This is a genomic window from Marinobacter sediminicola (assembly GCF_031157525.1).
Classification (GTDB): domain Bacteria; phylum Pseudomonadota; class Gammaproteobacteria; order Pseudomonadales; family Oleiphilaceae; genus Marinobacter; species Marinobacter sediminicola.
The window spans coordinates 74,879-98,425 of record NZ_JAVIXR010000013.1; the positions used below are offsets into that span (position 1 = coordinate 74,879).

The 23,547-nt window shown below is 53.8% G+C and carries 20 protein-coding genes; 2 read left to right on the top strand and 18 right to left on the bottom strand.

From position 1 onward, the window contains the following. Nucleotides 1–146: 146 nt before the first annotated feature. The 8 genes from RG807_RS15480 to RG807_RS15515 form a co-directional block, all read right to left on the bottom strand. A complete protein-coding gene (locus RG807_RS15480; protein WP_309045700.1) occupies nucleotides 147–1,733 on the bottom strand; it encodes an acyl-CoA synthetase in 1,587 nt (528 codons plus the stop codon). A 61-nt stretch (nucleotides 1,734–1,794) separates the two neighbouring features. Continuing rightward, complete coding sequence (locus RG807_RS15485; RefSeq protein WP_309045701.1) at nucleotides 1,795–3,141, bottom strand: TRAP transporter large permease; 1,347 nt, start codon at nucleotides 3,139–3,141, stop codon at nucleotides 1,795–1,797. Between the two features lie 5 nt (nucleotides 3,142–3,146). Continuing rightward, a complete protein-coding gene (locus tag RG807_RS15490) occupies nucleotides 3,147–3,728 on the bottom strand; it encodes a TRAP transporter small permease (RefSeq protein ID WP_309045702.1) in 582 nt (193 codons plus the stop codon). Further along, nucleotides 3,716–4,789, bottom strand: a complete 1,074-nt coding sequence (locus RG807_RS15495) for a C4-dicarboxylate TRAP transporter substrate-binding protein (RefSeq protein ID WP_309045703.1) — start codon at nucleotides 4,787–4,789, stop codon at nucleotides 3,716–3,718. The genes RG807_RS15490 and RG807_RS15495 overlap by 13 nt, the downstream gene beginning before the upstream one ends. 45 nt (nucleotides 4,790–4,834) lie before the next feature. Next, entirely contained in the window at nucleotides 4,835–5,902 is a 1,068-nt protein-coding gene (locus RG807_RS15500) for a C4-dicarboxylate TRAP transporter substrate-binding protein (protein WP_309045704.1), read from the bottom strand. 211 nt (nucleotides 5,903–6,113) lie between these two features. Continuing rightward, nucleotides 6,114–6,578: a PaaI family thioesterase gene (locus tag RG807_RS15505; protein ID WP_309045705.1), complete on the bottom strand. Its 465-nt coding sequence runs from the start codon at nucleotides 6,576–6,578 to the stop codon at nucleotides 6,114–6,116. 193 nt (nucleotides 6,579–6,771) lie between these two features. Beyond that, nucleotides 6,772–7,545, bottom strand: a complete 774-nt coding sequence (locus RG807_RS15510; RefSeq protein ID WP_309045706.1) for a class II aldolase/adducin family protein — start codon at nucleotides 7,543–7,545, stop codon at nucleotides 6,772–6,774. Between the two features lie 37 nt (nucleotides 7,546–7,582). Further along, nucleotides 7,583–8,620 (bottom strand): TauD/TfdA family dioxygenase, encoded by a 1,038-nt coding sequence (locus RG807_RS15515; protein WP_309045707.1) that lies wholly within the window; start codon nucleotides 8,618–8,620, stop codon nucleotides 7,583–7,585. A gap of 405 nt (nucleotides 8,621–9,025) precedes the next feature. Here RG807_RS15515 and RG807_RS15520 point away from each other — a divergent pair, with 405 nt between their 5' ends. Continuing rightward, nucleotides 9,026–10,084, top strand: coding sequence for a C4-dicarboxylate TRAP transporter substrate-binding protein (locus tag RG807_RS15520; RefSeq protein ID WP_309045708.1), 1,059 nt, complete (start codon nucleotides 9,026–9,028; stop codon nucleotides 10,082–10,084). A gap of 74 nt (nucleotides 10,085–10,158) precedes the next feature. Here the strand turns inward: RG807_RS15520 and RG807_RS15525 are convergent, their stop codons facing one another. Further along, complete coding sequence (locus tag RG807_RS15525) at nucleotides 10,159–11,220, bottom strand: C4-dicarboxylate TRAP transporter substrate-binding protein (protein WP_309045709.1); 1,062 nt, start codon at nucleotides 11,218–11,220, stop codon at nucleotides 10,159–10,161. Between the two features lie 258 nt (nucleotides 11,221–11,478). Between RG807_RS15525 and RG807_RS15530 the strand changes: the two genes are divergently transcribed. Then, on the top strand, nucleotides 11,479–12,258 hold the full coding sequence (locus tag RG807_RS15530; protein ID WP_309045710.1) for an enoyl-CoA hydratase-related protein: 780 nt from the start codon (nucleotides 11,479–11,481) through the stop codon (nucleotides 12,256–12,258). Between the two features lie 92 nt (nucleotides 12,259–12,350). Here RG807_RS15530 and RG807_RS15535 read toward each other — a convergent pair whose 3' ends face one another. The 9 genes from RG807_RS15535 to RG807_RS15575 form a co-directional block, all read right to left on the bottom strand. Further along, on the bottom strand, nucleotides 12,351–13,904 hold the full coding sequence (locus tag RG807_RS15535) for an acyl-CoA synthetase (protein ID WP_309045711.1): 1,554 nt from the start codon (nucleotides 13,902–13,904) through the stop codon (nucleotides 12,351–12,353). 50 nt (nucleotides 13,905–13,954) lie between these two features. Beyond that, nucleotides 13,955–14,749 carry an enoyl-CoA hydratase/isomerase family protein gene (locus RG807_RS15540; protein WP_309045712.1) on the bottom strand — a complete coding sequence of 265 codons (795 nt, stop codon included), beginning with the start codon at nucleotides 14,747–14,749 and terminating at the stop codon, nucleotides 13,955–13,957. Between the two features lie 40 nt (nucleotides 14,750–14,789). Next, entirely contained in the window at nucleotides 14,790–15,920 is a 1,131-nt protein-coding gene (locus RG807_RS15545; RefSeq protein ID WP_309045713.1) for a CaiB/BaiF CoA transferase family protein, read from the bottom strand. 42 nt (nucleotides 15,921–15,962) lie between these two features. After that, complete coding sequence (locus RG807_RS15550; RefSeq protein ID WP_309045714.1) at nucleotides 15,963–17,183, bottom strand: CoA transferase; 1,221 nt, start codon at nucleotides 17,181–17,183, stop codon at nucleotides 15,963–15,965. A 35-nt stretch (nucleotides 17,184–17,218) separates the two neighbouring features. Beyond that, nucleotides 17,219–18,076 (bottom strand): MaoC/PaaZ C-terminal domain-containing protein, encoded by an 858-nt coding sequence (locus RG807_RS15555; protein WP_309045715.1) that lies wholly within the window; start codon nucleotides 18,074–18,076, stop codon nucleotides 17,219–17,221. Between the two features lie 90 nt (nucleotides 18,077–18,166). Then, nucleotides 18,167–19,087, bottom strand: a complete 921-nt coding sequence (locus RG807_RS15560; protein WP_309045716.1) for an SDR family NAD(P)-dependent oxidoreductase — start codon at nucleotides 19,085–19,087, stop codon at nucleotides 18,167–18,169. Nucleotides 19,088–19,128: 41 nt separating this feature from the next. Continuing rightward, nucleotides 19,129–20,796: an acyl-CoA dehydrogenase family protein gene (locus tag RG807_RS15565; RefSeq protein ID WP_309045717.1), complete on the bottom strand. Its 1,668-nt coding sequence runs from the start codon at nucleotides 20,794–20,796 to the stop codon at nucleotides 19,129–19,131. 68 nt (nucleotides 20,797–20,864) lie between these two features. Continuing rightward, nucleotides 20,865–22,067 carry an acetyl-CoA acetyltransferase gene (locus RG807_RS15570; RefSeq protein WP_309045718.1) on the bottom strand — a complete coding sequence of 401 codons (1,203 nt, stop codon included), beginning with the start codon at nucleotides 22,065–22,067 and terminating at the stop codon, nucleotides 20,865–20,867. Nucleotides 22,068–22,095: 28 nt separating this feature from the next. Further along, nucleotides 22,096–23,544, bottom strand: a complete 1,449-nt coding sequence (locus RG807_RS15575) for a 3-oxoacyl-[acyl-carrier-protein] synthase III C-terminal domain-containing protein (protein WP_309045719.1) — start codon at nucleotides 23,542–23,544, stop codon at nucleotides 22,096–22,098. Between the last annotated feature and the right edge of the window lie 3 nt (nucleotides 23,545–23,547).

Genomic DNA, 23,547 nt, shown 5'->3' on the forward strand with positions numbered 1-23,547 from the left:
TCTTTCTCAAGAAAACCCAAAACCTGAAATGCAAAATGAAACTACAACACTCAACATAATCAATAATATCAACAGAGAAAATAACAACAAATACACTTTATCTATAGCTCAGATACACCAATCACATACGAAATAAAATGAAATTATCACTTATCGACATAACTCTTCCTGAGTTCCGTTTTAAGTATTTTGTTAACACCAGACATTGGCATTGGTTCTTCCCGGATAGTAATTCCGGTTGGGCACTTATAATGTGCAATGCGATCGCGGCAATACTGGATCAGTTCTTCTTCTGTCACTGATCCGCTACCATCACGCAGGCGAACAACCGCATGAACCGACTCACCCCAAATTTGATGCGGTACGCCAATAACAGCACACTCAACAATGGCAGGGTGGTGGGATAATACGTTCTCAACTTCAATTGGATAGACGTTTTCGCCACCACTGACGATCATGTCCTTTATTCGGCCTGCCAGAACCAGGTATCCGTCTGCATCGAAATAGCCACTGTCTCCAGTGTGATACCAGCCATCACGCAAAGCAGCCTCTGTTTGCTCAGGTGCTCGCCAATACCCCTTCATTATGTTTGGCCCGCGCACCACTATCTCACCTGTTTCTCCCTGGGGTACGCTGCGGCCCATGGCATCAACAACCTTCAGATCCACGTAGGATGTTGGCCGCCCTACGGTATGCAACTTGGATTCGCCACCACCTGAAATCACATGGTCCTCGGGACCAAGGGTTGTAATAACCGGCGACGCTTCCGTCATTCCGTAGGCCTGACAAAAGCGAATACCCGGGAATTTATCAATGGCGCGCTGCAATAAAGCGACCGGCATAGGCGATGCACCGTAGCCAACCATTTTCAAAGAGGACAGGTCGAATTCATCGAGTTTCGGGTGATCCAGAATCATCTGAAACATAGTAGGCACTAACTGCAAGCCATTGATTTTGTACTTCTCAATGGTCGCCATCACCTCTTCGACATCAAACTTCGGCAACAGAATCGTATGGGTACCGAGGGTTACCGCGGTGTATACCCGGGAACCAGCCGCCGTATGAAACATAGGGGCAACAAGCAAGTAGCGCCCAAGCTCTACCAACTCATACAGAGGAATGGTGCCACGGCTGTTTGCCAACAGGTTAGCATGGCTCAGCATGACGCCTTTGGAGCGCCCCGTAGTGCCACCGGTGAAAAACAGCACAAGCGTATCATCGCCACCACTGCGCTCACCCATCGGCTCGGCGCTGGTTTCCTCAATCAGTGCCTCATACGAGAGCTGGTATTCCGGCGTGCTCAACTCACTGGCATTGATAACAATCTCTACCGCGGAACAAGCAGCAACTAACGCCTCAGCCTGAGCAAGATGATACCCATCGACAACCAATACTCTTGGCTCGGAGTCTTCAAGGCACTCAATCATTTCTCTCTGGGACAAGCGAAAGTTGATCGGCACCACAATTGCACCGATAAGAGATGGCGCAAAGAACATCTCGAACAACCGGTGTGAATTGAAACCGAGATACGCAACCCGGTCTCCGGCCCGGATACCTCGCAGAGCCAGCGCGTTAGCAAGGCGACGGCAACGATCAGCGGTATCTGCCCAGGTATAGGTACGACCTTCATCCGTGATTGAAGGTGCATCTGGCCAGCGCGCAGCTGTGGTTTCCAGAATCTCACCAAAACTCATGGACGGTTCATCGTTTCGCGTATTCGCCTTGGCCAACATAATAAAAACCCTGCTCTATTCTTATAGATTTACAATGTTCAGTGACGATCGCTTCCAATCGCTATGACATGCTCATTGGCAATAGCAGTGAAATAATCGGGAAAGCCAACAACAAGCCCACCACAATCAAATCAACAACCATAAATTTCATTACACCGAAGAAAATCGTATGCACCGGAATCTCTCGTGAAATCACACTCTTAATGACAAACACGTTCAATCCAACCGGGGGTGTTACCAAACCCACTTCCAGCAGCTTGATAACAATGACACCGAACCAGATCAGGTCGAGGCCCATGTTTTCAACCAGGGGAATAACGAACGGCAGGGTCAGCAACATGGTGCCGAGTGGGTCAAGGAACATACCCAGACCGACATAAAGCAGCACGATGCACAGCAACACCATCCAGTTTTCAAACCCGGCTGCTGCGACTGCCTCTACAAGCACGCCGGTCACGCCAGTGAGCGACACAAAGGAAACAAAAATCTTGGCACCAACTGCGATAAAGAACAGTCCGGCTGACTGATAGGCAGTCTCGCGCATTGACGCCATGAAATCAGACCAGGTCAGGCGACGGGAAAGAACACCAAACCCCAAGGCAAAAGCCAAACTGATGGCTGCGGCTTCTGTTGCCGTAAATAGTCCACCGTATATGCCGCCAATGATGATGGTCATCAGCATCAGAGCTGGCCAAGCCTTAATCGCGGCATTAAGCCGTTCTTTGCCTGTGAAGTTCAGATCTTTTGGCACGGGCGCGGCCGAGGGCCTCACCAGCGACCACACAACAACCACCAGAATAAAGCCAGCCAGGCTCAAAAGCCCCGGCAGAATACCGGCCAGAAACAGCTTGTTGACAGATTGCTCAGTAAACATGCCATAGATAATGAACAACACACTTGGCGGTATCAGTGCGCCCAGGGTTCCACCCATGGCAACAGTAGATGTCGCGAGTTGCGGGCTGTAGCCGAAGCGCAACATTTCTGGAACACAGATCCGGCCCATAGAGGAGGCGCACGCAAGACTTGAGCCAGTGATCGCAGCGAAACCACCACAACCGAACAAGGACGCAATAGCGAGACCACCCGGAAGCTTGGCAAGCCAGACTCGCATGGCTTCGTAGATATCCGTGGTTATGCGTGAATGATAGGCAATGTGCCCAGCGGCTATGAACAGCGGAATCATGCTCAAAGGATACGAATGGATGAAGTCGTAAGCGTTGGACTCAATTAACCCCAGCGCCGGCCTCAAGCCCCGCATGAAGGTAAAATCACCACCCGGGCGCCAGGCGTAGGCCACCAAAGAACAAACGGAAGCCACACTTACCAGCACATACCCAATAGGTACCCGCATAGCCAGTAGAACAATCGCGGCACTGAAACCGTACATGCCAATTACTGAAGGTTCCATCGTGCTTACTCCTCCGCCTGCTCAGCACTGTGTGGACGAACTACTCCGCACAAAACCAGTGTTTCAAAAATCGCCAGATCGATGAGCCGGATAAAAAAGATGCCATAGCCGATGAAAAACGCGATGCGTCCGGGCCACTTCGGCAACTCCAGCAATCCAAAGAAATACGAACCACTATCGATGGCGTCTACCATCGATATATATGCGGCATACGCAATAGGCGCCACGGCGCACAAACCGACGACCGCACTCAAGATATTCAACGAGATCTGAACCCGAGGACCAAAACGGTTGGTAAATACCTCTACCGCTATAAAGCCCCGGTCTGCCGCCACGTATGCCAGCGGCAAAATCAGTGCTCCAATCATCAATTCGCCAACGATAACCACCTCGTCAGAAACGCCGGAGTAGCCAAGCTCACGCAGTATTACACTTGCCATGATGATGACGCCGAGCGCCAAAATGCAGAACACAGCTATGTACAGCAGTATATTTTCCAGGCCAGCCAAAAACCCTCGGGCGCGGGTTACGCCCCTGGAGCAGGCCATGCCTATACTGCGCCCGTGATAACTCTCTATCGATCCCATGGGTAACCTCGCTCATCTCGCTCAGCTTCATATTTCTTCACCAAAGCGGTGTACTGATCCCAGATTCCCTGGCCATCAAGGCCCAACTTGTTGGACTGCTCAATCCACTCACGAACATATTTTTCAGTGGCGCTGAACAGTTTCTGCCGATCTTCCTCTGGCAATTCGATCATTTCGATTTTATTGCCCAGCTTACCCGTGGGCAGATTAGCGGAAACGTCATCTATCTCTTCCAGTAGCAGGCGGGCGTAATGATCCGTCATAGCGATACCGGCATTACGGAAGATTTGCTGCTGTTCGGGCGTGAGATCATCCCAAACGTACCGGTTCATCACCAGGGCAAACCCCATGATCTGACCCCAGTCGACCCGGGTAACCGAATGGGTGACTTCCGGCGTCTTGAACGCCTGCATCGCATAAAAATACGCCGCAGAGCAGTCCGCAAGCCCCGTTTCCAACGCTTGATAGATGTCTGAATAGGTCATATTGATCAGATTGGCACCCAGATCCTTGAGAACCTTGGCGTAGGTAACTGAAGCCCGCATGCGCTTGCCTTTCAAGTCCTCAAGGGTGCGAATCTCGTTACCTTCTGTGCACTCGAACTGAACGCCTGTGGTGGTGTAGTTACCAAGATAAATCAAGTCATGCTTTGCCAGCGCCTGCTTCATCTGCTCGTTCTGAGTCATCAGGTCGTACATCGCATGCAGACCGACCCAGGGGTCCGAGTTAGCCAGCGGTAAATCACCAATGGCCAGTGCCTGCAACTTTTGCGGCTGGTAGGCGGCCAGTACCGTTCCAAGGTCTGCAGTACCGGCAGACACCCCGTCCAGGATGGCACTGTACTTCAACAGAACCCCGCCCCAATGGATGTCGAGCCGCATTTCACCACCGGACTCACGTTTGATCTCTTCCGCGAAAAACTCTAATGCCTCTGCTCTGGTGCCGCGGTTAGGTGTGCCCTCGGCATACCGGAACGTGGTTTCCGCTACGGCCTGACCCACTCCAATCAGTCCTAACGCCAGAGCAAACATTACTTTTTTCATAGTTTTAACAGGCTTCATTGTTATTATCCTCTAGTACCTATGACGAACACCTACCCAGCCTGATCAGCGGTTCCAGGGGTAGCCATCCTGATCCCGTTGTTGCTCATATTTCTGTACCAGTGCCGTGTAACGATCCCAGATTCTCTGACCATCCAGCCCGCGTTCAGTGGCTTCCTTGATCCAGAGATCACGATACTTGGTAGTCGCATCCAGAATTTTCTGGCGCTCTACCTCATCCATAGTAGTCACTGGAATGGTAGGGCCCCACTCTCCGGACACCAGGCTTTTTGCAGCCACCTCAATCTCATCAATCTGCAGCTGTGCAAAACGATCCACCATGCTGGAGCCCGCCTGGCGAATAACATCCTTCTGGTCGTCCGTCATGTCCTCCCAGGTGTACTGGTTCATGGCAATGGCAAACCCCATTAACTGACCCCAGTCAGCACGGGTCACTGTGCTAATCACTTCGTAGGTCTTGTAGGCGCGCATGGTGTAAAAATAGCTGCCCAGGCAATCCACCAGGCCAGAATCCAGTGCCTGATACACATCACCGTAAGTCATGCTGACCATGTTGGCGCCAAGGTCACCCAGCACGTTGCCGTAAACTGCCGATGCGCGCATGCGCTTGCCTTTGATGTCATCCACAGTACGGATTTCATTGCCCTCGGTGCATTCAAACTGCACCCCTGTGGAGGTGAAGTTACTCACGTACACCAACCCCTGCTCTGCCAATGAATCCTGGAGCTGCTGCTCGGTGGTTTCCAGCTCATACATGGCACGCATCCCCACCCAGGGGTCAGAGGTAGCCAGAGGAATATCTCCAATACTGAGGGCACTGAGCTTGCGCGGGTTATAGGCAGACAACACTGTCCCCATATCAACCGTGCCTGAAACAACGCCATCCATGATGGCACTGTACTTGAGCAGGGCTCCGGCCCAATGAATCTCAACCACCATCTCACCACCAGACAACCTCTTTACTTCACTGGCGAAGTACTCCAGAGCCTGCGGCCGCGTCCCACGATTCGGGCTGCCGTCGGCGTAGCGCAAAACCAATTGAGCCGAAGCCTGGGCAACCAGGGCAAAGACAAGAAAAACAGTGATACTGACGAGCCTTAAAGGATGTTTCATAATCGTGACCTCATGAGATTGCTCAGATTTTTGTTATCACAACGATTGGCAGAGTCAGGGGCGTGGCGTTTCGACAAAAATACTCACCTGCCAACGCTATACTTCCTGCTCTTCAATCCACTTTAAAAAGACACTAGCACTCGCAAAAACCTCTAACAATTATATAAATTCTATATTACCTATATTTTTATTTGCTAAGACGGTTCCCTGGCTACTCCGCTGGCACACCCTGCTCATCTTCACCACCGGCAACATAGCGAAACGTGCCCGAGGCCGTTGCGACCAGTGTGTCCTGATGAAATACCCGGGCGTCTACGAAGAAAATTTTGCGACCACTGCTCACCACCCGCGCCTCAGCGCGAAGCACCCCTTCCGAGACAGGTTTCATGAAACTGGTGTTCATCGAGATGGTAATGCAGCGCCGGAGGTTGCCGGGTACGTCGCAATACACACCACTAAAACCGCAAGCGGTGTCCAGCAGCGACATAACCACACCTCCGTGGACGAAGCGATTGCGGTTATGGTGGGTTTCATTGAGCTCAAGTTCGACGACCGCCCAGTCTTTACGCCATTCAACCAACTCGAAACCGAGCAGGTCCCGAAAACCCATGGAGATCAATGTCGGAACAGAGCCTTTTTCAGGCAACTGCCCCTTATTACTCGGTCGTACTGACATATCCGGCCCCGTAGAAGAGTTGTTTTTTCAGGACCTATCAAGATATCAAGTCCAAACACCCCAAACCATTATCTATATTGGATACAATCTATATAGAAAAGGCATGGAGCCTATCAGGGGCATGGAAGGAGGCGGCGAGCCCTGTTTCCGGGCTCGCCGGGCACATCATATTCGCAGCGGCTGCGGATATTCGTTAAGCGGCATAAGACGGGTCAGTGCGATCGAGCATCCGCAGGAGCGCAGGCCACTCACGCTTGCCCAACAAGCCCCGCTTGCTTGGGTGCAGCACATCTGCCGTCGCATCGCACGCTTGCTGAGTTGGCATATTGAGCCTCCGCCCCATGGACAAGGCATCGACCTGGGCTTTGCAGGCCATTTCCAGCCAATAAATGCGACTGAAAGCCTCGCCTACGGAAGGGCCAACCGCCAGAAGGCCGTGGTTTCTCAGGATCATCACGTTATGCTCGCCCAGATCCCTCTGGAGCCGGGCCTTTTCATCCGGATTAAGAGCCGGGCCTTCGTATTCGTGGTACGCCACGGCGTTGTAAAACCGCATGGCGCTCTGGGTCAAAGGCAGCAACCCTTCCTCAATAGCCGACACGGCCATGCCCGCACGCGTGTGGGTGTGTATCACACACATGGCGTCATGGCGCACTTGATGCACAGCCGTATGGATGAGCGCGCCGGCTTGATTGACACCATATCCATGAGGGCTCTGCGGCTCCAGAACCACCTCCCCGTTCAGATCAATGGTTATCAGGCTGGATGCGGTAATTTCGTTATAGAGATACCCATAGGCGTTAATCAGTAAATGCTCTGTGCCGGGAATTCGCGCCGAAATGTGGTTATAGATCATATCGGTCATACCATAGTGGTGGACCAGCCTGTAACAGGCTGCCAACTCCACTCGGGCCGCCCACTCTTCCGGTGACACCACATCACGAACCTGCTCTATCGCTACTTTCATGAAAGGCCTCCTCTGCCGTCAGATTTCATCAGGTTCTTCATCCCAGCATTGCCACCTGCACGTCGCGACTTCCATCAAACGGGTTGCGGCCATGCCAAACCTGCAAGTTATCGAGAATCATCACGTCGCCATCCTTCCACTGCCAGGCTCGCTCCCGTTCGTCGAGAAATCTGGTGAAGTGCAAGGCTTCTTCTTCAGTAAGGGAGTCTCCATTGCCAAGGAAGGTGCCAGAGGGGCGCTCCTGGGTCTCCTTTAGCCGCCGGATGATTTCAGGATCCAAACCGGCCATATTGCTGTCGACCCTGTAGATATGGAGGTTGGATCTGTAGAGCTTTTGCCCGGTATCGGGGTGCTCCACCACCGCCGCAGTGCGGTTCACCATGGTCAAACTCCCATCTTTATTCCAGATGGGCTCCAGCCCTCGCTCCTTGCACCGTTCTGTCACTTCGTCCCTGTCTTCTGTTTCGAAGGCAACATCCCATCCCCGCAGATCTACATGTGGAACCGATGCTTCCAACTGCCCGGTTGGTTCCGCAAAGTTACGCACCGTCATCACGCCGTGGGTTTCCAGTTTTTCCTGCAAATCGGATGGAAGTGACTCAAATAGCCCTCGCGTATCCGCAACAATGGTAGCGCCACCTGTGTGCGCGGTTTCCTTGCTGAAAAAAGCGACTCTCGGCGGAAAACTCTGCATATAGGCCATTTCTGAGTGCAGACGAATTTTTGCATTTTTATCGAGCCGGGTTGCTTCCATCACTTTGCCTGCAATTTGGCTTCGCGGAGCGAGTCCACCCAGGTAATCGCCGTCGTAAGACGGAAATACCCCAACAATCGCCCCAAAATCTTCAGTTTCGCGCACAGGAAAGCCGCGCAAGATAACGCCGCCATGGGTGATGATGAGCTTGTCGAGCAGGTCGCGATGAGACTCCATCCAATCAATAAAAGGCTTCCGGGACTGGAGCCGCTCTCCGGCTGGCTCTATAAACAGCAGTGGCGAGCTTTCCTTGGGCGCATGGCAGATTACATCCGGGCCAAGCAGTTTAACGTCTTCCGATATTTCGAAGGTCATAGTCATAGCAAGACTCCTTATCCTGTTGTTTTTATTTAATACAAAAGCCCAATCAAATACCGCCACCTGGGCTTAAGAGACCACCATTAAGTCATCAAATGAAAAGCTAATAGTTGAGTTTATTTCTAATACTAAGTATTAAAATCAATTAAAATAAACAAGAACAAATAAACATTGCATTGAGTCTCTCAACAAACTCATGAAGACAGAAATACATTTTCGGCATACAGCACCACCAGTTTTGCTATCAGATGAGATCCTCACACAGTCTTTTCCACGGAACAAAACAACCCCAACCAAACAATACTCAGTATATAAAATCAGCATCGACTGCATACCGCATTGCTATTGGCTGGTAAATAACCGGAGTGATAGCTTGATAAATGTCTAAAACCAAAAATGGAGATAACAATGATAAAAACTTTGATTTCCAGCTCTATCCTCACACTGGCGCTGACAACGACGGTTTCTGCCGCGACACAGCTGCGTTATGCCGAAGGGTCACCAAACCGGGGTGCTCGGGCGGACGCCGTTTTCCATATGATTGAGGATGTGAAGAAGCTTTCTGGCGGTGAGCTGACCTTTGACACCCACTGGGGTGGCGCGTTGCTGAATTACAAATCCATGGTTGGTGGCGTAGCCGGTGGCACAGCCGACATGGGCACCATGCTTGCCGCCTATGATCCAAAGAAACTGAGATCGTTAACCATTGGCGATATACCCACAGCCTATTCCGACCCCTGGGTAGGCACTCGCGCCATGTACGAGCTGATGTCCACCAATAAGGACATGCAAAAACTGTTGGCAGATCAAGGTTTTGTATACCTGACCGGATTCTCGACCACCGGGGCGCAGTTTGAGTGCGCAGGCGACAAACAGATTCGGTCGATAGCTGACATCAAAGGCAAACGCATGCGGGCTGTTGGCAACTTTGCCAAAATTCTCGATGACCTGGGTGCCAACCTGATAAACCTGAACATCAGTGACGCCTACCAGGCTTATGACACGGGCCTCGTTGACTGCGGCGCATCCTATTTCTACACCATCAGAGCGTTCAAAACCTTCGAAGTGGCGTCTAACTACACAATCGCCAACTGGGGCCAGCTCCTTGGTTTTGCAACGCTGATGAATATTGATATATGGAACGATCTGTCTCCGGAGCACCAAGCGGTTTTGCAGAAAGCGGGCTCCAATGCCGTAGATTATGCCGCCAAACTTCAGATTGAAGAGATGGAGCTGGTGGTTGATGGCCTGCGCACCGGGTCCATCGGCAAGAAGGCAGAGCTATATGAACTGCCCGAAGAAGACCGTTCCGCACTTGATGTGGCTGCAGAAAAATACGTCCAGGAATGGATTGATCAAGCGAACCAGGATGGTGTAGACGGCCAGAGCATATGGAATGAATTCAAAGCATTACTAGCCAAGTACCAGGAAGAGAAAGATAGCAAAGGTTATCCCTGGCAGCGTTAATCTGAATGAAAAAACCCGCAGGCATGGAACATGCCTGCGGGCTCTCTGGTCTTAAAGTTATAATAAACCGGTCGTTATTTCCTGTCCCAGGGGTAGCCCTTGGTATCACGCTCGTTCTCATACTTCGCTAGCAGAACCTGATATTCGTCCCATAGCTTCTGACCATCCACACCGTCTTTAGTGATGCTATCGATCCAGTCACGGGCATACTTTTCAGCTGCTTTTTCCAGTTTGGCTTTCTCTTCGTCGGCCATTTCGTACACAGTCACTTTTTTACCGATCGACCCGGTGCGCAGGCCATCAACCACCAGCTCCATCTCTTCAATCTGAAGTTTGGCGGCATAATCTACAGCGTTAGATCCGGCCTCACGCATGATGGCCTGCTCTTCCTTGGAGAGATCCTCCCAGGTGTAGAGGTTCATCAATGTGGCAAACCCGTTAATCTGCCCCCAATTCACCAGTGTGACGTTATCAATAACTTCGAACGTCTTCATGGTGCGTATGGTGTACAGGTAACTCGCGCTGCAATCGACCAGCCCGGTATCAATCGACTGATAGAAATCGCCCGCCGTCAGGTTAACCAAGCTCGCACCCAGCTCGTCCAACACCTTGGCATAGGTGGCAATGGCGCGTATCCGCTTACCCTTGATATCCTCTACGGTGCGAATCTCATTACCCTTACCACATTCAAACTGAACCCCTGTGCTGGAATAGCCGGTGATGTAAACCAGCCCCTGGCGCGCCAGTAGATCTTGCATAACCTTGTTCGTAGTCATCAGTTCATACATGGCCCGAGTACCCACCCAAGGATCCGAAGAGCCTACAGGCACATCGCCAATCGTGAGAGCTTTCAGTTTCTGGGGTGTGTAGGCGGCAAGCATGGTGCCCATATCGGCTGTGCCACGGGAAATCCCGTCAGTCATGGTTTTATAATCGAGTAACGCACCACCCCAGTGGATATCGAACTTGAGCTTCTCTCCAGACAGTTGCTTCACCTCTTCCATGAAATGCTCTACTGCCACTGCGCGACTCCCACGGTTGGGCGAGCCCTCAGCAAAGCGCAGTACCATATCTGCAGATACCGTCCCTGCCATAGCGCACATCAAAACTGCGCCAGACACCATTTTTTTTAACATTATATTCTCCCCAAAAGCAGTAGCGAATTTCATTCGACCATAGCACCGCCCCCGGAGCCGGACCACTACAACTTATGGCTAGTGGCCATGCCTAATAACTATAAAAGAACACATTTAAAACTTGTGCAAAAGCCCACTTGCCCGGTCATATATTAAAATCGCATACCCCGGTACAAATTTATCTATTGGTCGCCAAGCTAGCCACGTGCCAACCTTAGTAGACTACCTACGTTTACATTAGGCACAGGCAAAATTCCAATGAGTGACTTATTAACGGAATGGCAGGACGACCTGCTCATACTCACATTAAACCGGGCAGATAAACTGAACGCTCTGACCAAGGAAATGCGTGACGGGTTAATTAGCGCACTGGCCGGGCAAGCACATGAACCAAAGGCACGGGCCATCCTTATCCGCGCGGAGGGGCGGGGTTTTTGCGTTGGCGCCGATTTGCAGCCGGACAAGATTCTTGCGCGGCGGGACACGATTCAACAGGAGATGGAAGACGGCATAAACAAGCTTGTCTCTCTTATGCGCAGCATTCCTGTACCTGTTATAGCCGCTGTAAACGGCCCCGCCGCAGGCGCAGGGTTCAGCCTTGCCTTGGCCGCTGATATTGCCATTGCGAATGAATCCGCAAACTTCAGTCTGGCGTTTGCGCGAATTGGCCTGGTAATGGACGGCGGCGCATCTTTCTTTCTGTCACGAGCCATAGGCGCTGCACGTACCCGTGCTCTGGCCATGCTGGGCAAGAGCATTTCTGCCTCAGAAGCCCTCGACATGCGGCTGATTTACAGCATCAGCGAAGACGCCAGCCTTCAGGATGATGCCCTGGCGCTGGCGCTAAAACTTTCCAAAGGCCCCACAGTGGCGCTCGGTTTGATCAAGTCAGAAATCGAGTTGGCGCAAACGGCAACACTGGAAGAAGCTCTGGCGTTTGAAGCCAGTTGTCAGGGCAAGGCGTTCAAAACAGATGATTTCGAAGAAGGGATTGGCGCTTTTCAAGAGCGGCGACCTGCAGCCTTCAAAGGACAGTAAACCGACAAGTTGAGTCTTTTGAAAATACCCGAATCCTGCTGTGACAGCGCCCTTGAGGAAGCTATCACAGCAGGATTTTTTTGGTTTTGTGCTCAGATACTTCGCCCGGCAGCCTGCCAGTATTTATCTCTCAGACGGCGCTTGAAGATTTTGCCTGAATCCTCGCGGGGCAAATCGTGCCCAACTTCAATACGTCTGGGTACTTTATAGCCTGCCAGGTGCTTTCGAAGATACGTTTTCACGTTTTCGACGTCGATATCATTACCGTCGTCAGTCTCGATAACAGCCATCACTGACTCACCAAATTCCGCATCAGGAACCCCGAATACCGCGCAGTCTTTAATCCCCGGGCAGTTGTGCAAGACCTCTTCAATTTCAGCCGGATAAATATTAACGCCACCGGAAATAACCATGTCTTTGATGCGATCGGCAATGAACAAAAAGCCGTCTTCATCAAAATAACCCATATCGCCGGAGGTGATATAGCCATCCCGGTCGATCGCTGCGCGTTCTTCCGGCTTACGGTTGTAAGTGAAGTCCATATTCGGGAAGCGCGAGTAAATCTCACCAATCTGACCTGGCGGTAGAATATTACCCTCAGCATCCAGGATACGGACATCCGCTTCTGGCACGGTTGTGCCCACGGTACCCGGCTTTGCCAGCGCTTGCTCAGAGGTACAGGCAGTAACACCACTGGATTCCGTCGAGCCGTAAAACTCGTTGATAACCGGGCCGAACCATTCAATCATCCGGGTTTTCACATCGGCGGGGCAAGGCGCGGCCGCATGCACAACAAACTCGAGACTGGAAAGGTCATACTTGTTACGCACATCTTCAGGAAGCTTCAATAACCGAATAAACATTATCGGGACCATGACCGCCGCCGTGATTGCGTACTCCTCAACCAATGCCAGAAACGACTCCGCATCAAAGCGCGGCACAATCAACAGCAACTCACCAACCCTCGATGACTGCATGGCAAAACCATTGGGCGAACTGTGGTAAAGCGGGCCTGGAACCATGGCGCGCACGCCTTCTTTACAGCCGTATACCCGCGACCGGAACGCTTGCATCTCTTTGGCATTTTCAGGGGGCAAGGGCTTCCGCCTTACGCCTTTTGGGTGCCCGGTGGTGCCGGAGGTATAGATCATGGACGCCGGCCCTTCCTGCGGAGGATCAGCAATCGGATCAGATTCCGCCAGCCACCGGGCGAAAGCAATTTGATCGTTCGGCACTTTGCAGTCTTCGGGTGTGAGATTAAACGCCTCGCGTAACGCCTTGGGCGTCTCTACCAGAATGCACTGGACACCTTCCGGAATCTCGTTTTTGACCTTGCGCCAAAGATCGGCATGTATGACCAGTATCTTGGCCGCGCAGTCGTGGAGGATATACGTCAGCTCTTCACCCACCAGATGCCAATTGATTGGCACCGCATAACCACCGATATAGGCTGTGGCTCTGGACAGGGTCATAAACGGAATATCGTTGCGCATGAAAATAGCGACGCAATCGCCCGGTTTAACGCCAGCCTCTCTCAGCCCGGTTGCAGCACGCTTGATGTCGTTTTGAAACGCCTCATGACTGAGATGCTGGTCTCCGCAAACTATCCCGGTCAGGGCGCGTGTATGTTGTTTTTGGGTAGTCATAAATCCGGGGTCTCCTGTAACACTGCTGACTGGGTAGGAATAAGGTAGGGCTATTTACCGGTGTACTGGGGTTTGCGCTTTTCGTTGAACGCGCGCACGCCCTCCACCCAGTCATCGGTTGCCGTGCAATCTCCAAAGGATTCCGCTTCGGCTTGCAGTTGCGCTTCCAATGAAGAACTCAGTGATTGCAGGATGAGGCGTTTGGCGTTGCCGTAGGCATGAGTGGGACCCTTGGCGAGGCGCTCTGCCATGGCTTTGGTGCGTTCTTCCAGGGTGCCTTCAGGCACTACCCAGTTGATCAGGCCCATGCCTGCGGCGTCCTGGGCGGAAAACCGCTCACCCAGCAAAGTGAGCTCCATGGCTTTCTTTTCACCGACCAGTCGTGGCAGTTGATAGGTGCCGGCACCGTCCGGGGTCGTTCCTATGCCTGTGTAAGCCAAAGTGAAAAAGGCTTTTTCACAGGCCATCACCAGATCACAGCACAGCGCCAGGCTCACTCCGGCCCCGGCAGCGGCACCTTGCACACTGGCAAGAATCGGTTTGTTCAGACTGCGCATCAGGCCCATGATGGGATTCAATTCCTGAACGCGCCTGGTGAAACGGGCTCGCCGCTGCTCTGGCGTCCACTCTGTGAATTCCATAAACCCTTTTACATCGCCACCGGCTATAAAGTGCTTACCGGCACCTCTCAACACCACACAGCGAACCTCATCATCGACTCTGATCTGTTCCAGGCGCTCGCGTATTTGCTCGCGCATTTCGGTGGAGAGTGCATTACGGGCTTCGGGGCGGTTCATGGTGAGGTACGCCACCCCATTCTCAACGCTGTAAAGTAAATCGCTCATTGTTTTTGTTGCCTCGCAATATCGGGAATTGCCGAGCTTTCTAGCTGCACGCTTTCCCGGCACGCAGCTGGTCAATCTCTTCTGCGCTGTAGCCAATTTCTTGCAACAGTGCATCTGTGTCTTGGCCGTAGGGTTTGGCTGCGAAACGGATGTGTGCTTCGGTACGGCTGAACCTGGGCGCAGGCGCTGGCTGCTTCATGCCGCCAATGTCCACGTAGGTATTACGCTCAACATTGTGCGGGTGCGATTGCGCCTCGATCAGATCCAGCACCGGCGCAAAACAGATGTCGCTGCCTTCCATCAACTCGCACCATTCATCACGGGTTTTCTGTCTGATGGTGTCGGCGACAATCTCTGACAGCTCGGGCCATTTGCTCTTGTCCATCTGATCGGCAAACTTGTCTGCCGGCAGGCCGGCCACTTCGATCAGCTGGGCGTAGAACTGGGGCTCGATGGAACCCAGGGAAATGTATTTGCCGTCGGCGGTTTCGTAGGTGTCGTAAAAGTGCGCACCGGAATCCAGGCGGTTCACGCCACGCTCAAGGCTGTGGGTACCGCGCTCATGGGCAGAATTGAACATGGACATCAGCACTGCGGAGCCGTCGGTCATGGCCGCATCAATCACCTGCCCTTTGCCGGATTTTTGAGTCTCCAACAGTGCGCAAACAATGCCAAAGGCCAGCATCATGCCGCCGCCACCAAAATCCCCCACAAGGTTCAGCGGTGGCACGGGTTTTTCGCCTTTGCGCCCGAACGCATGCAGGGCGCCGGTCAGGGAGATGTAATTGATATCATGGCCTGCCGCCTGCGCCATTGAACCGTATTGCCCCCAACCGGTCATGCGGCCATAAACGAGCCTTGGGTTCACCGCCAGGCAGTCATCCGGCCCAACGCCCAGTTTCTCTGTTACGCCGGGGCGAAAGCCTTCAAGCAGAGCGTCTGCGCTTTCAACCAGCTTCAGTAGAGCTTTGACGCCTTCGGGGGTTTTCAGGTTCAAGGCAACCGAACGCTTGCCGCGCCGGCTGCAGTCCAGCTCCGGTTGAACGGCAGTCACGCCAACCCGCTCCACACTGATCACTTCAGCACCCATGTCCGCCAGCATCATGCCGCAGAAAGGCCCCGGGCCTATGCCCGCCAGTTCAACAATACTAATCCCGTGTAATGGCCCCATTAACTCTATCCTCCTGATCTCAGCCAGATTCTGTCGGCCGGTTCAACCTGCGGTATGCGCTGCCACAATTTTCTGATCAAACAGGCGCCCGATTTCGGTGTTGCTCAGCCCGAGTGTTTCGGCAAGAATTTCTTCTGTGTGCTCACCCAGATGGGGCGCTCTGCGCACCGGCTCTTTTTCAACAGAGGTGAATCGCAGAGGATTGTCCGGCATCAAGTAGGTGCCGATACCCGGCTGTTCCACCATTTCAAACAATGGGTTATCAACTGAACAATCGCGATCGTTCTCCACCGCTTCTTTAACTGTCTGGTACTTGCCCCAGCACACCCCGCCGTTATCCAGCGCGGTTTGCACGTCTGAAAAATTGCGGGCTTTGAACCAGGGTTCCAATATCGAAGTAATCTCATCGCGGCCTTTGTAGCGATCCCCTTCCTGTTTGAAGTTGAAACCGGAGCGCGCCTCCAGTTCACCGATCTGGGTTTCCGTTTCCGTAACACTCACAATGGCCCGCCACTGGTTGGGGCTAACGCCAACGATCATGACCCGCTCGCCGTCTTTGCACTCGAAGTCGTGGCCATAAGTGCCGTAGATGTGATTGCCAATGGCATCACGATCAGCATTGTTGATCATGGCCTCGGCGATATACCCCAGGTTACCCAGTGTTGCCCAGGCTACGTCTGCCAGAGCGATTTTTATCAACTGACCTTCCCCAGTGCGGGAGCGGTGCCGCTCAGCCGCTAACAGTCCCAACGCAATCTGCTGGCCGGTAATCACATCCCAGGCAGGCATCGGGTTATTCAAAGGCCCGGCTTTGCCATCTCCGGTCAGGGAAGGAAACCCGACCTTGCAGTTCACCGTATAGTCCAGTGCACTGCCGCCGTGGCGGTCGCCCGTGAGATTCAGGTAAATCAGGTCTTCACGGTGCTGGCGCAGGCGCTCATAGGCCATCCAGCCTTTCGCCGGGAAGTTAGTCAGGAACATGCCGGCCTGATCACCAGGTGCTGCCACCAATCGGGTAAGCAACTCTTGGCCTTCAGGTTTACGGAAGTCCACCGCGATCGAACGCTTGCCCTTGTTCAGGCTGTGCCAGTAAAGGCTGCGCTGATCGGCGGTAACCGGCCACCGGTTGTAGTCAATGCCACCACCGATGGGATCAAAACGAATCACGTCGGCACCAAGCTGGGCCAGTGTCATGCCACCAGAAGGCGCGGCCACAAATGCACTGCCCTCAATTACCCTGAGTCCCGACAAGATGTTCTGCATATCCATGCTCCGTGTTGATACGTTGTTGCAAATGCTCAGCTAACTTCGGCGTAACCGTTGTTAATCACCACAATGTCGCGCTCTACAGAGCGACAGCGGAAGGCGATTTTGTTGCCGTCGCGCCACATTTCAGTGCGAATGGTTTCGCCCGGATAAACCGGTGCAGAGAAACGCACGCGCATACGATTCAGGCGCGCAGGATCGTAGTCGCACAAGGTTTTCAGCAGAGCATGAGTCGCCACACCAAAGGTGCACAGACCATGAAGAATCGGCTTTTCGAACCCGGCCTGGCGCGCAACACTCGGTGAGGCGTGCAGGGGGTTATAGTCTCCGGACAAGCGGTAAATCAAAGCGGCCTGATCCAGAGTTGGCAGATCGCAGATCAGGTCTGGCTCACGCTCGGGAATCCGGTCTGGCGTTGCGCTGGAGGTAGATGGACCACCAAAGCCGCCATCACCCCGCGCCATGATGGTGCTGAGCAGTGTGCACAGATCTTCACCTGTTGCCTTGTCACGCACCACGCGCTCGGTAACAACCAACGCACCGTTGCCTTCACCTTTATCAACAATCTCGGTGACCTTGGTGGTGGCTTCAACCACACCAGAGGCAGGCAGGGGCTTGTGGATGATGAATTCCTGGCCTGCATGCAGAACCTTGACCCAATCAATACCCGTATCCGGCTCGCGCGCCCAGAAGCCTGGGTAGGCCAGCACAACAGACATGCTGGGCAGTGCCTTGAGGCCGTCTTCATACACAAACTGCAGGCAGTTTTCATTCAACGGGTCATTGCCCAAACCCACACCCAGCGCGTACAGCATGCTGTCTTTTTCGGTGTAATCGTGGGTCAGTGTTTCAAACTTGCGGTTAAGCAACTGTTCGTAATTGATTGCCATGATGGGCTTCCTGTTAATAGGCCGGTACTGGCGCAGCATCTCCGTGGATAAGCTGCGCCGTGCTCAGTCGTCAGATTCAGGTGGAGGGAATCAGAACGGGTCCCAGCTGAAGACGTCAGCAGAGCGATCCAGCTTGTAGAAGTCGCTTTCAAATGCAGGCAACACACGGCTCAGAACGGTTTCCGGCGTCCAGCCTTCCAGGGTGTGGGCCGAACGCATGGGGCGTGGCTGACTGAACAGGAAAATTTCGTTGTTGCGCACGCCAAAGATCTGGCCGGTTACGTGCTTGGCAGCATCGCTGCACAGAGTGACTGCCAAAGTGGCAATCTTGTCTGGCGTCATCTGCTGAATCTTCGCAACGCGGGCTTTCTCTTCTTCGGTTTCTGTCGGGATGGTTCCGATCAGACGGCTCCAGGCAAAGGGCGCGATGCAGTTGGAGGTCACACCAAAGCGGTTCATATCCAGTGCCAATGACTTGGACAGCCCCATGATGCCGGCCTTGGCGGCAGCGTAGTTGGCCTGGCCAAAGTTGCCGATCAGACCAGAGGTAGACGTCATGTTTACAAAGGTACCGCTGCCCTGCTCGCGGAAGTGCGTAGCGGCTGCACGGCTGACGTTAAAGCTGCCTTTGAGGTGAACCGCGATAACAGAATCCCAGTCGGCTTCCGACATTTTGTGGAAGATGCCATCGCGCAGGTTGCCGGCGTTGTTAACAACACCGTCGATGCGACCAAAAGTATCGATGGCTGTCTGGATGATGTTATGGGCACCGTCCCAATCGGTCACACTGTCATAGTTGCTGACGGCTTCGCCGCCGGCCTTCTTGATCTCGCCAACCACTTCATCAGCCGGCGTCTGATCACCACCGGAGCCATCTCCCGCACCACCCAGGTCGTTTACAACCACTTTGGCGCCATGCTCGGCCAACATAATTGAGGTCGCACGACCAATGCCACGACCGCCACCGGTAACAACGATGACTTTACCTTCCAATAACTTTGAATCGCTCATAATAGGCTCCGCTTGCTTAAGCTTGTTTTCGTTCAAGGTTTTTACTTCGCCTGTGCTCTGGTGACCAGATCACGGGCAATTACTTTCAGCGCCAGGGTTTCTTCGGCGCCTTCGAAGATGGACAGCACACGGGCATCCACGAAGTAGCGGCTGACATCGCTTTCTTCGGCGTAACCCATGCCGCCATGAATTTGCATAGCCTCCCGGCTCACCCATTCTGCCGCACGGCAAGAGAAGAGCTTGACCAGGCTGGCTTCCATCTGCCCTTTGCCTTCATCCATCAACCGGGCTACCGCGTAGGTAAACTGGCGTGAGGCAATAAGGGTTGAGAACATCCGCGCCAGCTTGACCTGGGTCAGCTGATACGCGCCCACCGGCTTGCCAAACACCTTGCGTTCACCGGCGTACTGCAGGCCCTTTTCACAGGCTGCCTGCATCACACCGGATGCTCTCGCTGCCGTCTGGATACGACCACCGGCAAATCCGGACATGGTGAAATAGAAACCCTTGCCCTGGCCTTTTTCCTCACCAATGAGGTGGTCCGCCGCCACAAAGTAGTCTTCAAAGAAGACATCGTAAGAATGCATGCCGCGGTAGCCCAAGGTGGCAATGGCCTTGCCGGAGATCTTGCCGCCAGACGGTTGCTGGTGGTCAAACTCGTGGCCAGCAGCTGCGGGCTTTTCCACCAAAAACAGGCTCAGACCTTTGTGTCCAAGGCTCATATCCGGCTCGGTTCTGGCGATAACCACCAGCAACTCTGCCTTGCCGGCAAAGGTGCACCAGGTTTTGCTGCCGTTGAGCACCCAGCCACCTTCGGTAGGGGTTGCACGCAAGCCAAGGGATGCCACATCCGAACCATGGTTGGGCTCTGTAATGGCAATGGCACAAAGGGTTTCACCCGATGCCAGGCGCGGCAGCCACTTTTGCTGCTGGGCTTCGGTACCGCCACTAAGCAATGCTTTGGCGGCAATTTCAGGGCGGGTTATCAGGCTACCCGCAGCGCCCAAAGAGGCTCTGGACAGTTCTTCTGTCACCACGATCATGCTCAAGCTATCGTCGTGGTCGTCAGGCTGCAGGCCACCAAAGCGCTCGGGAATGCTGATGCCAAAGCTGCCCAATTCCGCAGCGGGCTTCAGGATTTCATCGGGAATATCGAGGTCGTGACGGTGGATTTTCTCCGCCAGTGGCATGACCACATCAGTGGCAAACCGGGCGAAGGTTTCCCGTACCATCTCCTTATCGTCGTCCAGCAGGGCGGGCAGGTAGAGGCTGCCCCGGGATGACAACTGTTCTCCCAGAGCGGCCAGATACCCGGCACTGCCGAAGTTATTGATGAATGAGCTCAGCTCGGCATCGCTGTAAAGAGCCAGCACGGAAGCACGTTCAATGCCGGCATCATCCGCCAGCGCCAGCAGGCGCTGCATGACTTTCTGCAGGGCTTCCGCATTGAACGCCAGGGCCACAGTCAGTGCCAATGAGTCCTGTTGCTGTGCCTTTTCCGCATAGCGGTTTACGGCATCGGCAGCGCTCAGCTCCGCGACACAAAAGGCGAGCTCGTAGCACGACAGCTGATGATCATCGAGACGCTCCGAGTTTATCCGGCCGTCAACACTGCACAGCGTGTTGAGCCGCCCCAAAGCCCGATCAACAAGCTCCCGGGCTTTGCCCAGATACCGGTCGGCTACCACTAGCGAATTTGTCGCGTTCATAATGCTCTCACTCACATGCTTGCTGCTGGCGTTCATCGTTCAACCTTTTGTCTCCAGTCGGCTTTGCCTTACTTTTCGTACCGACCGATGATGGAAATACTGCAGATATTCTGGTGCGGGAACCCACCCAGGTTGTGGTTCAGGCCCATACGTGGATCTGCCAACTGTCGGTCACCAGCCCGGCCACTGAACTGCAGGTAGTTCTCGTAGATCATCCGCAGTCCGGAAGCGCCTATCGGGTGACCGAAGCACTTGAGCCCGCCATCAATCTGGCAGGGGATACGGCCGTCAGCATCAAAGTCACCGTTGAGCACATCGCGCACGGCTTGCCCTTCTTCTGACAATTGCAGGTCTTCCATGGTCACCAGCTCAGTAATCGAGAAGCAGTCGTGCACTTCTGTCATGCTGATTTCTTCACGGGGGTTCTTGATGCCGGCTTCGTCGTAGGCACGCTGAGCCGCAATGCGGGTTGTCTTCAGGTAGGAACCATCCCAATCGCCGTAACCTGCCTCGTATCCGTTAGAAGCTGCCAGTTGCAGAGCCTTGACCGATACCAGGTCGGAATTTTTCAAACGTGCGGCTATCTCAGGTGTTGTTACAATTGCGCAGGCCGCACCGTCACTCACACCACAGCAGTCAAACAGGCCGATGGGGTCTGCAATGTTGGGCGCATTCATGGCCTGCTCAATGGTGATTTCACGCTGCAAGTGCGCTTTCGGGTTTTTCGCCCCGTTGGCGTGGCTCTTTACCGAAATATGCGCCATGGCACGCTTCAGATCGTCCTTATCGATACCGTGCTTGGCGCGATAGCCTGAGGCCAGCTGCGCAAAAGCACCGGGAGCTGACACGTTCGGCCAGAACATATCGTTCTCAACACCGCGAGTACGCTGGGGCAAACCGCCGTAGCCGATGTCTTTCAATTTCTCGACGCCCAGCGCCAAAGCTATGTCGCAGGCACCGGATGCCACCGCATAAACCGCACCCCGGAACGCTTCGGTTCCGGTGGCGCACATATTTTCAACTTTGGTCACCGCGATGTTCGGCAAACGCAGGGCGATGGACAGCGGCAAGCCGCTCGGCCCTACGTTGTGTGCATCCATTCCCGCGCCGAACCAGGCTGCCTGGATCTCACTCTTGTCGATGCCCGCATCTGCAATGCACTCTTCGAATGCTTCCGCCATCAGGTCTGCAGGACTGCAATCCCAGCGCTCGCCAAACTTGCTGCAACCCATTCCCAGAATCACAACTTTATCTTTGATTCCACTAGCCATTTTCATTCACCTTGTCTTAGCGCGTGTATTACTGCTGCGATGGAATAGCTTTCCAGAAGTACTTCCGGAAACCGCGTTGGTTATCGAACTGTTTGATCCGGAAGTGCGACGTTACCGTCACGCCGGATTCCACTGTTCCTTCTTCAACCTCGGTGAAATCCATCATCAGGCGACCACCACCTTCAAACTCGACCAGTCCGAAATAGGCCGGTGGGTTCCAGTCAAACGTCAACCGGTCTGCCGTCCAGGTCTTGATCCGGCCTGGCACCTGAGACAACGCGTAATCATCCTGGCTGTGCAGGGCGCCGCACTCGGTGTTAACACAGTAGTTTTCTTTCGGGATCTGGATGGTGTTGCACTCGCGGCACTTGCCACCGATGAACCCATTGAGCAGATCCTTCTTGCGGTACATCGCTGCCAGATAACTCTGCTTGTCCAGCTCGCCGCGTTTTCCGATATCACGCTCAACCAGGTTGTTAAAGCTCAGGAAGCGGTTGTAGTTGGTTTCCGGGCGACGCTTTTCCAACGCTCCGTTAAAGCCGGTTTTTGGACGCCGCGAGGCAATCGCATCAGTAACACGGAACAACACGGCATCAGTGCCTTGTCCAAACCCGGCCAGCAGCACCAGGTCACCGGCGTTGGCTTTATCAAGAACCGCAGTCAGCAACAGGATCGGATGCGCGGCACCCGCCACTCCCAGGTTGTTGATGTGGCTGTCTACTACTGCGTCAGCAGCAATACCCAGAGCTTTGGCAACAGCACCTGGCGTGCGAGCCTGGTCCGATGGCAACACAAAGTGCGCAATGTCGGCGGCTTTGATGCCAGTGTTTTCGAACAATTCGTTAACCGCAGCCGGCACGCTGTTCAGATAGCCTTCGTCACGAATCCAGCGCTCTTCCCAGTCGTAGTTGAAGGTTGCATCTTCACCACGGTAATGGTCGACAAAGTCGTCCGCGAAGCAGGCACTGCCCAGGTACTCGGCGATAACGCCCTGAGAACCAACACCCAATGCGGCAGCCCCATCACCCCACAACATTTCCTGACGAGAACCACACATGGTGCGACGGTGCTCAGATGCCACCAACAGCGCGGAACTGTCATCCTTGCCACCGGCTTCCAGGAGGCTGATCAGAGCTGTAGTTGCTGCGCGCTGTGATGCCGTTACATCCATAGTGCGCAAGCGGTTACCCAGGTTCAGGGCTTCGCTGATCACCACAGAGTTCTGCCGATCCAGAAACGGTACGGTGGTTGATGCCAGGCACAGAGACTTGATGGTTTCCCGGTCAAGCACCGTCAGGCAGTCCTGTGCGGCTTCGACCGCCATGGTGATGGTATCTTCATCCCAGTTGCACATGCTGCGCTCGCCTTTGGCGAGACCGCGAAGGCTGGCGTCAAACCAGTCGTTGGCATCCGCAATGGCACTTTTTTGCAGGCGGCTGCGAGGAACGTAGGCGCCGTAAGCAGTAATCCCGAACATATG

Excerpts from the sequence above, each read along its gene's own strand:
- RG807_RS15560 (WP_309045716.1), bottom strand. The coding sequence starts at position 19,087 with ATGAGCGATTCAAAGTTATTGGAAGGTAAAGTCATCGTTGTTACCGGT.
- RG807_RS15490 (WP_309045702.1), bottom strand. The coding sequence starts at position 3,728 with ATGGGATCGATAGAGAGTTATCACGGGCGCAGTATAGGCATGGCCTGC.
- RG807_RS15515 (WP_309045707.1), bottom strand. The coding sequence starts at position 8,620 with ATGACTATGACCTTCGAAATATCGGAAGACGTTAAACTGCTTGGCCCG.
- RG807_RS15530 (WP_309045710.1), top strand. The coding sequence starts at position 11,479 with ATGAGTGACTTATTAACGGAATGGCAGGACGACCTGCTCATACTCACA.
- RG807_RS15525 (WP_309045709.1), bottom strand. The coding sequence starts at position 11,220 with ATGTTAAAAAAAATGGTGTCTGGCGCAGTTTTGATGTGCGCTATGGCA.
- RG807_RS15535 (WP_309045711.1), bottom strand. The coding sequence starts at position 13,904 with ATGACTACCCAAAAACAACATACACGCGCCCTGACCGGGATAGTTTGC.
- RG807_RS15510 (WP_309045706.1), bottom strand. The coding sequence starts at position 7,545 with ATGAAAGTAGCGATAGAGCAGGTTCGTGATGTGGTGTCACCGGAAGAG.
- RG807_RS15485 (WP_309045701.1), bottom strand. The coding sequence starts at position 3,141 with ATGGAACCTTCAGTAATTGGCATGTACGGTTTCAGTGCCGCGATTGTT.
- RG807_RS15565 (WP_309045717.1), bottom strand. The coding sequence starts at position 20,796 with ATGAACGCGACAAATTCGCTAGTGGTAGCCGACCGGTATCTGGGCAAA.
- RG807_RS15540 (WP_309045712.1), bottom strand. The coding sequence starts at position 14,749 with ATGAGCGATTTACTTTACAGCGTTGAGAATGGGGTGGCGTACCTCACC.
- RG807_RS15570 (WP_309045718.1), bottom strand. The coding sequence starts at position 22,067 with ATGGCTAGTGGAATCAAAGATAAAGTTGTGATTCTGGGAATGGGTTGC.
- RG807_RS15550 (WP_309045714.1), bottom strand. The coding sequence starts at position 17,183 with ATGCAGAACATCTTGTCGGGACTCAGGGTAATTGAGGGCAGTGCATTT.
- RG807_RS15520 (WP_309045708.1), top strand. The coding sequence starts at position 9,026 with ATGATAAAAACTTTGATTTCCAGCTCTATCCTCACACTGGCGCTGACA.
- RG807_RS15575 (WP_309045719.1), bottom strand. The coding sequence starts at position 23,544 with ATGTTCGGGATTACTGCTTACGGCGCCTACGTTCCTCGCAGCCGCCTG.
- RG807_RS15505 (WP_309045705.1), bottom strand. The coding sequence starts at position 6,578 with ATGTCAGTACGACCGAGTAATAAGGGGCAGTTGCCTGAAAAAGGCTCT.
- RG807_RS15555 (WP_309045715.1), bottom strand. The coding sequence starts at position 18,076 with ATGGCAATCAATTACGAACAGTTGCTTAACCGCAAGTTTGAAACACTG.
- RG807_RS15500 (WP_309045704.1), bottom strand. The coding sequence starts at position 5,902 with ATGAAACATCCTTTAAGGCTCGTCAGTATCACTGTTTTTCTTGTCTTT.
- RG807_RS15480 (WP_309045700.1), bottom strand. The coding sequence starts at position 1,733 with ATGTTGGCCAAGGCGAATACGCGAAACGATGAACCGTCCATGAGTTTT.
- RG807_RS15495 (WP_309045703.1), bottom strand. The coding sequence starts at position 4,789 with ATGAAGCCTGTTAAAACTATGAAAAAAGTAATGTTTGCTCTGGCGTTA.
- RG807_RS15545 (WP_309045713.1), bottom strand. The coding sequence starts at position 15,920 with ATGGGGCCATTACACGGGATTAGTATTGTTGAACTGGCGGGCATAGGC.